At 70.9% G+C, this 7,965-nt stretch carries 6 protein-coding genes and 2 pseudogenes; 7 read left to right on the forward strand and 1 reads right to left on the reverse strand.

Annotation, left to right across the window (positions count from 1 at the left end; all coding sequences use genetic code 11):
* The first annotated feature begins 17 nt into the window (after positions 1-17).
* From AC08OQ_RS15120 to AC08OQ_RS15145, 6 genes and pseudogenes are all read left to right on the forward strand, one after another.
* A complete protein-coding gene (locus tag AC08OQ_RS15120; RefSeq protein ID WP_476605189.1) occupies positions 18-92 on the forward strand; it encodes a putative leader peptide in 75 nt (24 codons plus the stop codon).
* A 504-nt stretch (positions 93-596) separates the two neighbouring features.
* Complete coding sequence (locus tag AC08OQ_RS15125; RefSeq protein ID WP_476605185.1) at positions 597-1,988, forward strand: ABC transporter substrate-binding protein; 1,392 nt, start codon at positions 597-599, stop codon at positions 1,986-1,988.
* A gap of 6 nt (positions 1,989-1,994) precedes the next feature.
* Positions 1,995-2,870: pseudogene (locus tag AC08OQ_RS15130) on the forward strand (ABC transporter permease); the annotation flags it as partial.
* A gap of 76 nt (positions 2,871-2,946) precedes the next feature.
* The gene (locus AC08OQ_RS15135; RefSeq protein ID WP_476601045.1) at positions 2,947-3,870 is read left to right on the forward strand and encodes an ABC transporter permease; all 924 of its coding nucleotides are present in this window, start codon (positions 2,947-2,949) and stop codon (positions 3,868-3,870) included.
* On the forward strand, positions 3,795-5,903 hold the full coding sequence (locus tag AC08OQ_RS15140) for a dipeptide ABC transporter ATP-binding protein (RefSeq protein WP_476612131.1): 2,109 nt from the start codon (positions 3,795-3,797) through the stop codon (positions 5,901-5,903). The genes AC08OQ_RS15135 and AC08OQ_RS15140 overlap by 76 nt, the downstream gene beginning before the upstream one ends.
* Before the next feature lie 30 nt (positions 5,904-5,933).
* Positions 5,934-6,965 carry a 2-oxoglutarate and iron-dependent oxygenase domain-containing protein gene (locus AC08OQ_RS15145; RefSeq protein ID WP_476601040.1) on the forward strand — a complete coding sequence of 344 codons (1,032 nt, stop codon included), beginning with the start codon at positions 5,934-5,936 and terminating at the stop codon, positions 6,963-6,965.
* Here AC08OQ_RS15145 and AC08OQ_RS15150 read toward each other — a convergent pair.
* Entirely contained in the window at positions 6,869-7,156 is a 288-nt protein-coding gene (locus AC08OQ_RS15150; RefSeq protein ID WP_462187484.1) for an SDR family NAD(P)-dependent oxidoreductase, read from the reverse strand. The two genes, AC08OQ_RS15145 and AC08OQ_RS15150, sit on opposite strands and share 97 nt — an antisense overlap.
* 240 nt (positions 7,157-7,396) lie before the next feature.
* On the opposite strand from AC08OQ_RS15150, the pseudogene AC08OQ_RS15155 reads away from it, so the two are divergent.
* A pseudogene (locus AC08OQ_RS15155) lies at positions 7,397-7,965 on the forward strand (hypothetical protein); the annotation flags it as partial.

The raw sequence follows: 7,965 nt of genomic DNA on the forward strand, positions 1-7,965 counted from the left end.
GCTATGGTCAGAGTGTGATGTTGAAGTGGGCATTTGTTGCCCGGAGGTATCTCGACCTCCGCCGCGTCGCAAGCTCCCTGTGTTGTCGCTGACGGGGAGAACGAGCTGGCCGCACGTCGCGTGGATTTAGCGGTCAACATTGTTTCCGAAAATTTCCTCCAGATTTTGACGGTCCTTCTCCCGGATAATTGCCGCGGTCGGGTGTCGGATCCGATCGCCGATTTTCTGGACGGGCACGTGTCGTTCGCGTGATCGGGCGCTGACCCACACTTCACACTTCCACGTCGCGACCATCGCGGTGCGACGCCTGTCCTCCTCTTCCTCCTCCTCGTTCGTCCTCCTCGTTCATCACGCAAAGGATCCATATCCATGTCGTCATTTCCGACTTCCCCGATCGACCTTGCCGGGAATCGGACGTCCTCCGCCGCCGAGCATCCCGTGCGGGCGGCATCGCCGCGTTCCTCGCGGCCTGCGGCAGCTCCGGATCCAGCGCGGACACGGGCGCGGCCGGCGCGTCGGGCGCCGCGGGAGGCCGGCGCGGCGGCCTGATCACCCTGGGGGCTCCGACGCCGCCCACCGCGCTGGACCCGGTGACCATGTACGACGGCACCGTGATCGCGCTGGTCCAGCTCGTCGCCGAGTACCTGATCTGGCTCGATCCGGACTTCCAGCTCCGCCCTCAGCTCGCGACCGGGTGGACGTCGTCCGACGCGGGACGCACCTGGTCGTTCACGTTGCGCAAGGGCGTGCTCTTCTCCGACGGCACCCCGCTGGACGCGCCGACCGTGAAGGCGTCGTTCGACCGGCTGCTGGACCCGGCGAACAAGTCCGCTGCCCTGTCCGCCTTCGCGTCAGTCCTCAAGGCCGGCGGCGTGGCGGTGTCGGGGGCGGACACGGTGGTTTTCCACCTCGAGCGGCCGTTCTCCGACTTCCCTTACCTGGTCTCCGCGGGCAACTACAACGCGGTCGTGCTCAAGAGCGACTACAAGGTCGGCACGTTCGCCACGAAGGCGATCGGCACCGGGCCGTTCCGGCTCGACTCCTACGACGTCGGCCAGGGAGCCTCGCTGCGCCGCAACCCGAAGTACCGGGACGCCGGCAAGCCCTACCTCGACGGCGTCAAGGTGACCTTCCACAAGGACGCCCAGGCCGACCTGCTGGCATTGCAGAGCGGCGCCATCGACGCGCAGATCCTGTCCGAGGCCGACCTTGTCGTCCCGATCGCCGGAAGCAACTCCATCGCCGTCGACAAGGTCAGCGGTACCAGCCTGACCGCGTTCACCCTGCGCGTCGACAAGCCACCGTTCACGAAGAAGGAGGTCCGGCAGGCCATCGCCTACGCGTTGGACCGGCCGGGTGTCCTCGCCTCCGTCTACAACGGGGTCGGCGTCCTCGGCAACGACCACCTTCTCGCGCCCGCGTTCGCGGCCGCCCCGAAGGACCTCGCGCAACGCGCGAAGGACGCGGCGAAGGCCCGGTCGCTGCTGTCCGCCGCGGGGGTCGAGAACCTGCGGTTCACTCTCAGTTTCGGCGCCCCGAACAAGGCCTACGCGCTGGTCATCCAGGACCAGCTCAAGCAGGTGGGGATCACGGTCGATCTCGACCAGCAGACCTCCGATGCGTTCTACGGCGGCAACCAGGAGACCGACACCCCCTGGCTGTTCACCACCGCGAACCTCGTCGGCTGGGTGGGCCGCCCGACGCCAAGCCAGTTCATCATCCCGATGGTGAAGAGCCACGCGGTCTGGAACGGTTCGAAGTACGCCAACCCCGCCCTGGACGCCGCGGCCGACGCCTACGACGCCGCGACCGACCCCGCCGAGCGGAAGAAGCAGGCCGAGATCATCGCGCGGGCCCTTCACGAGGACGTGCCGGTCATCATCACCGTGTGGTCCGGGGCCGTCCGGGCCTACCGGTCCGACCGGGTCAGGGGGCTACGCGCCCACCCGTCGGCCTTCCTCGACCTGACAACCGTGAGCCGGGCCTGATCCGGCATGGTGCGTTTCCTGGCCCGGCGGCTGGCGACGATCCCCGTCACCATGCTGGCGGTCAGCTTCCTGGTGTTCATCGCCACCGAACTGATCCCCGGCGACGTGGCGCGCGTCGTGTTGGGCCGGGAGGCCAGCCAGGCGTCGGTGGACGCGCTGCGCCACCAGTTGCGTCTCGACGAGCCGCTGGTGCCCCGCTACCTGCACTGGCTGGGTGGGTTCGCCACCGGTGACTGGGGGCGCTTCTACACGCTCGGAGCCGACGTCCGCCCGCTAGTGATCGAGCGTCTGCTCGACAGCGCGACGCTTGCCCTGCTCGCCTTCGTCCTGCTGGTCCCTGTCGCGCTGGCGCTCGGCCTTGCGGCGGGATTGCGCGAGGGGCGGCTGACCGACCGGATCCTCAGCGTCACAGGCCTGAGCCGCGGTGCCGTTCCCGAGTTCGTCACCGGCGTCGTGTTGCTGGTCCTCTTCAGCGTGAAGCTGCACTGGCTGCCCTCGTCGGCGCAGGCACCGCCGGGGGCCGGTCCGCTGACCTTGATCCGGCATCTGCTGCTGCCCGCAGTCTGCCTGGTCCTGCTGTGCACCGGCTATGTCGCCAGGCACGTGCGGGCGAGCACGGTCGCGGTCCTCGCCAGCCCGTTCATCCGGGCAATGCGGGTGCGTGGCATGTCCGAGGCGCAGCTCGTGCGCGGGCACGTGCTGCGCAACTCGCTGGTGCCGGCGACGAGCGCGCTCGCCGTGCAGCTGCAGTTCCTGCTCGCGGGACTGGTGACCGTCGAGCTGCTGTTCGGCTACCAGGGCATCGGCGACCTGCTGCTGTCGTCGGCGACCAGTAAGGACGTGCCGACCCTGCAGGCCGGCGCGATCGTGCTCGGCGCGGTGGGGATGGGCATCTACGTCGTCGCAGACCTGGTGTACACGCTGCTCGATCCGCGCGTACGGGTGGGGAGGGGGCGCGGTGAACGACACCGCGGTGGATTCCGCGGCGAGCGTCACGGTCGGCTTCCGGGCTGGCTTCCGGGCTGGCTTCGTGGTCGGCGCGTTCCTGCTGGTCGGCTGGGTCGTCGTCGCGGTGTTCTGGCCGCAGCTGGCGCCGGCGGATCCGATGGCCCAGCATCCGTCCCAGCGGATGCTGGGGCCGGGCGGCGGGCACCTGTTCGGCACCGACCAGTTCGGCCGGGACGTGCTGTCGCGGGTGATGGCAGGAGCCCGCCCGGTGCTCGAGGTCGCTCCGCTGGCGACCGCGCTCGGGGTGGCGGTCGGAAGCCTGCTCGGGCTCGTATGCGGCGCGCGGCGCGGCCTGTTCGACGAGATCGTGATGCGGGTCGTCGATGTGCTCGCTGTCTTCCCGAATCTGGTCGCGGCCGTGGTGGTGGTGGCACTTGTGGGCCGCTCGACGACCACCCTCGTCCTGGTCATCGGAACGTTCTTCGTCCCGATCGTGACCCGCAGCGTGCGGGCGGCCGTGCTGGTCGAGCGGGAGAAGCCCTATGTCGAGGCCGCCCGGCTGCGTGGCGAGCCGTTCTGGTCGCTGCTGTGGCGGGAGGTGCTGCCCAACGTGACCGGAACCGTGCTGGTCGAGGCGACGTCGAGGCTGGGCGACGCGGTCTTCGCCGCCTCGACCCTGTCCTTTCTCGGACTCGGCCAGCCACCGGGATCCCCGGAGTGGGGGGCCTCCGTGGCCGACAACCGGGTCTTCCTCCAGCAGGGCTGGTGGACGGTGCTGTTCCCGGCGCTCGCCGTCGGAAGTCTCGTCATCGGTGTCGCGCTGATCGCCGACAACCTGCGGGAACAGGCCGCGCGGTGGTGGGCGACGGGGTGGTGGGCGACGGGGTGGTGGGCGAGGCCGTGGCCGCCGGGGGGCTTGTCGTCGAAGGACTGACGGTGAGCTACCCGTCGTCCGGCGGACCGGCCGTCGCCGTCGACGGCGTCAGCCTGCGGGTCCGACCCGGTGAGACCTACGGCCTGGTCGGAGAGTCGGGGTGCGGCAAGAGCACGCTGGCCGCGGCGCTCGCGGGCGTGCTGCCCGGCGAGGGTGCCATCGACGCCGGCCGCATCGTGCTCGACGGGGTCGACGTGCGGGCCCTGTCCGCCCGGGAGCACCGGCGGTGGCGGGCCGACGCCTTCGCCATGGTCCACCAGGGCACGAGCAGCAGCCTGGACCCCACCGTGCGGGTCGGCGCGCAGGTGGCGGAGGCCTGCCGGCTGGGGGGGCTGTCCCGGGCCGAGGCCCGGGCGCGGGCCGTCGAGCTGCTCGGCGCGGTGCGGCTGCCCGAGCCCGCGACGATCGCGCGACGCTGGCCGCACGAACTCTCCGGGGGCCAGCAGCAGCGGGTCGGCATCGCCGCGGCCCTCGCCGGCAGCCCCCGCCTGCTCGTCCTCGACGAGCCGACCACCGGCCTTGACGCCGCCGTCGAGCGGGAGGTCCTCGACCTGATCCAGGCGCTGCGGCGCCGGATCGACGCCGCCGTCATGCTTGTCAGTCATGATCTTGAACTGGTGGCGCGTACCTGTGACCGGGTGGGCGTACTGTATGCGGGCCGCCTGGTCGAACAGGGCACGGCGGCCGACCTGCTCACCGCGCCTGGCCACCCCTACACCGCCGCCCTCGTCGCCGCCGTCCCGCGGGTGGGGATGAGCAGGCGGGAACGCAGGATACCGGCGGTGCCCGGGCAGCCGCCGTCGCCGACCGACCGGCCGGTGGGCTGCATCTTCGTCGACCGGTGCGCGCTCGCCGACGAGGTGTGCCGTGCGTCCGAGCCGCCGCTTGCCCCCGTCGCCGACTCCCCGGACGGACCCGGCGGGCACGATGGGCACACGGTGCGCTGCCATCACGGCGACCGCGTCGGACTGCTGCGCCGTCCCGAACAGGTCGTCGGCGTGGCCCCGCGGGAGGCCCGGCCGGGGCTGCTGACCGTGCGGGGGCTGTCCCGCAGCTATGGCCGGACACCCGTGCTCACCGGTATCGACCTCGACATCGGCCACGGGGAGGTACTCGGCCTTGTCGGGGAGTCCGGCAGCGGGAAGACGACCCTTGCCCGGGCCGTGGTGGGCCTGGGCCCGGACGGACCCGGCGAGATCCGGCTCGCTGGCCGGCCGCTACCGGCATCGCTGTTTCGCCGCCGCGCGGACAACCGCCGACGCGTGCAGATGGTCTTCCAGGACCCCGATACCACCCTCAATCCCCGGCACACCGTCGCCACGGTGCTGCGCCGGGCACTGGTGACCCTGCGCGGCGAGGGCACGGTCGCCGACCTTGCCGGGCGCGTCGAGCTCGGCTCCCGGCTGCTGCCGGTGATGACGCCGAGGCTGTCGGGCGGTCAGAAGCAACGCGTCGCGATCGGCCGGGCCCTCGCGGGCGATCCCAAGCTGATCGTCTGCGACGAGCCGGTGTCCGCGCTTGACGTCAGCGTCCAGGCCGCGGTGCTCGAGCTGCTCGCCACCACCCGGGACGCCGACGGCGTGTCCTACCTGTTCGTCTCGCACGACCTGGCCGTCGTCGGCTACCTCGCCGACCGGGTCGCCGTCCTGCACCGGGGCTGGATCGTGGAGGTCGGCCCGGCCGCCGCGGTACTGGCCGGACCGCATCATCCCTACACCCACACGCTGACCGCCACCCACACGCTGACCGCACCGGTGGATCCGGCACCGCCCGGGCGGGCCGGGTGGGCTGGGCGGCTCGGGAAGACCCGGCCCACCCTCCCCGCGGCCGTGGGCTGCGGCTTCGCCGGGAGTTGCCCCAGCCGGGTGGAGGGGCTCTGCGACTCCGTTGTCCCTCCCGTCCGACTGCTCGACGGGGCCGCCATGACGGCATCCCACACCGTGCACTGCCATCTCGACGCCGCTGATCTGCCTGTGCTCCCGCCACTGCCGGCGGCGGGCCCCGGGGCGATGGCGGAGAAGGAGAATGTCTGATGTCGGAGAAACCGGAGAGGACCCCCTGCCATGACCGACGAGATTCCCGTCATCGACCTGGAAGTGGCCCTCGCCGAGGACGCGCCCGCGGACCTGCTGCGGCGCGTGCGCGCGGCGGCCGAGCGGATCGGCCTGATCCAGATTGTCAACCACGGCGTTCCGCTGGAGCTGATCGAGGACTTCCAGCGTCGGGTCGAGCGGATCCTGCGTCTGCCGCGGGCGGAGAAGGCGAAGCTGGCCAGCCCCACCGGACACCCCTTCCGGGGCTGGCGGCAGTGGCCTGACGACTTCGGCCGCCTGGAAATCGAACGGTACTCCGTGGGCCAGTTCGACAACCCGGCCGACGCTGCCGCGGCGGGCGTGTCGAAGCGGTGGCTCGGGCTCTACCAACACGCCAACGTCTGGCCGCCGCAGGACCCCGACCTGCGCGGGGCCACCGTCGCCTACGCCGAGGCGGCCGCGGCGCTGGCCCGGCGGGTGCTCGGCCTGTACGAGCGGCTGCTCGGACTACCCGCCGGCAGTTTCCCGCAGGACGAGCCGTACCACCTCAACCTGCTCGTCAACGACTACCCGACCTGGACCTACCCGGACACGGCCTCCGAGGAGGAGAAGCTTCTCCTGCTGGAGCACGCCGACGGCTCGGCGGTGACCGTCCTGCACCAGCACGGCGAGTACTCCGGGCTCCAGGCGCAACAGCCCGACGGCACCTGGATCCCGGTGCCCGTCGTGCCCGGGGCGTTGCAGGTGCTCTCCGGAACGATCCTCACCCGCTGGACCAACGGTCTGCTGCCGGCCGGCCGGCAGCGGGTCGTGGCCGGCGGCAGCGCGACCCGGCAGTCGACCGGGATCTTCTACTATCCGAGTCTGGACACTGTGCTGGAACCGCTGCCGGCCTTCGTCGGGGAGGACGGCACCGACTTCGAACCCGTCGTGCTGGGCGAGATCGACGAGACCAACGTCGAGAACTACCTGAAGGTCTTCGGCCGGCCCGAGCAGGTGGCCGCGTGGCGGGAGTGCCGTCCGTTCGTCGCGGAGCTCGCCGAGACCTCCGCCGGCCCCTGACCTGGATCGGCCGCTGACCTCCGCTGGCCGCCGTCCCGCTGGATGCCGGCGACGACGGCCGCGACGGCCGCGGCATCCCGCCGGTAGTTCACGACCACGTGATATCCGCGCCGGGCGAGATCGGTGGCGATCGCCGCGCCGATTCCCCGTCCCGCACCCGTCACGACTACCGTCGGAATCCAACCGGCCATTTTATCCCTCTCATCCCATGCGTGTCATCTGATCGGTTCCCCAGGTGCCGTAGCCGCGTGCCGTAGTCGCGGCCCGGAGACGGGAACGAGGGGGCTCCAGGAGGCTGAGCACGAGCGGACATTCTCCTTGCGGTTTCGCAACGACTGCGTGTCGGTTATGGAAAGCACCGCCGCCGCGACCCCTCCCTGCGTGTGTCATCGGCTTGATGGCAGAGGCTCCCCAGGCGAGAGGACGTCGACATGATCCGCGGGCTGGCTCGTACCCGGGTCTGGAGCGCGAGGACGCGTGAGGGGAGGAGAGCTTTCCTGCTCGCGGTCGTAATCATTTTACTTTCCATGGCGACATCGTCGCCGGTCAGGGCGGCCGGCGGTCCCAGCCGCGGCGAGGGCGTCGCGGTTCCCTTCGAGGGGTTCACGGATCGCAACGGAGGCCCGACATCGATCGGCGGTGCGGTCGGTGTGGACCTGGTGCTCGGGTCGACCAGCCGACCGTACCTTCCCTGCCAGAACTACGACCCGCGGACCCGTACGGGCGACGCCTTCGTCAACGCCTGCCAGGAGCGGGGAAGTTACACCACCTACTCCCGTTTCCCTCCCGGCGGAGGCCTGCTTTTCCCGGCCGGCTACTTCATGAGCAACACCCAGCCCGACCTGGTCCGGGGTGGTCTGCTGCGGACCGACTGGGGAGCGCGCACCGCCGGCCTGTCGTTCGAGTTCTACCCGGATCAGGCGCATGACGCCGAGGTTGTCCATTCGCGTTTCTACATCGACCGGTTCGACCATTGGGCGCACGGCTGGACGTACTCCGT

Source organism: Frankia sp. CcCS3 (genome assembly GCF_977927575.1).

Excerpts from the sequence above, each read along its gene's own strand:
- AC08OQ_RS15125 (WP_476605185.1), top strand. The coding sequence starts at position 597 with ATGTACGACGGCACCGTGATCGCGCTGGTCCAGCTCGTCGCCGAGTAC.
- AC08OQ_RS15145 (WP_476601040.1), top strand. The coding sequence starts at position 5,934 with ATGACCGACGAGATTCCCGTCATCGACCTGGAAGTGGCCCTCGCCGAG.
- AC08OQ_RS15150 (WP_462187484.1), bottom strand. The coding sequence starts at position 7,156 with ATGGCCGGTTGGATTCCGACGGTAGTCGTGACGGGTGCGGGACGGGGA.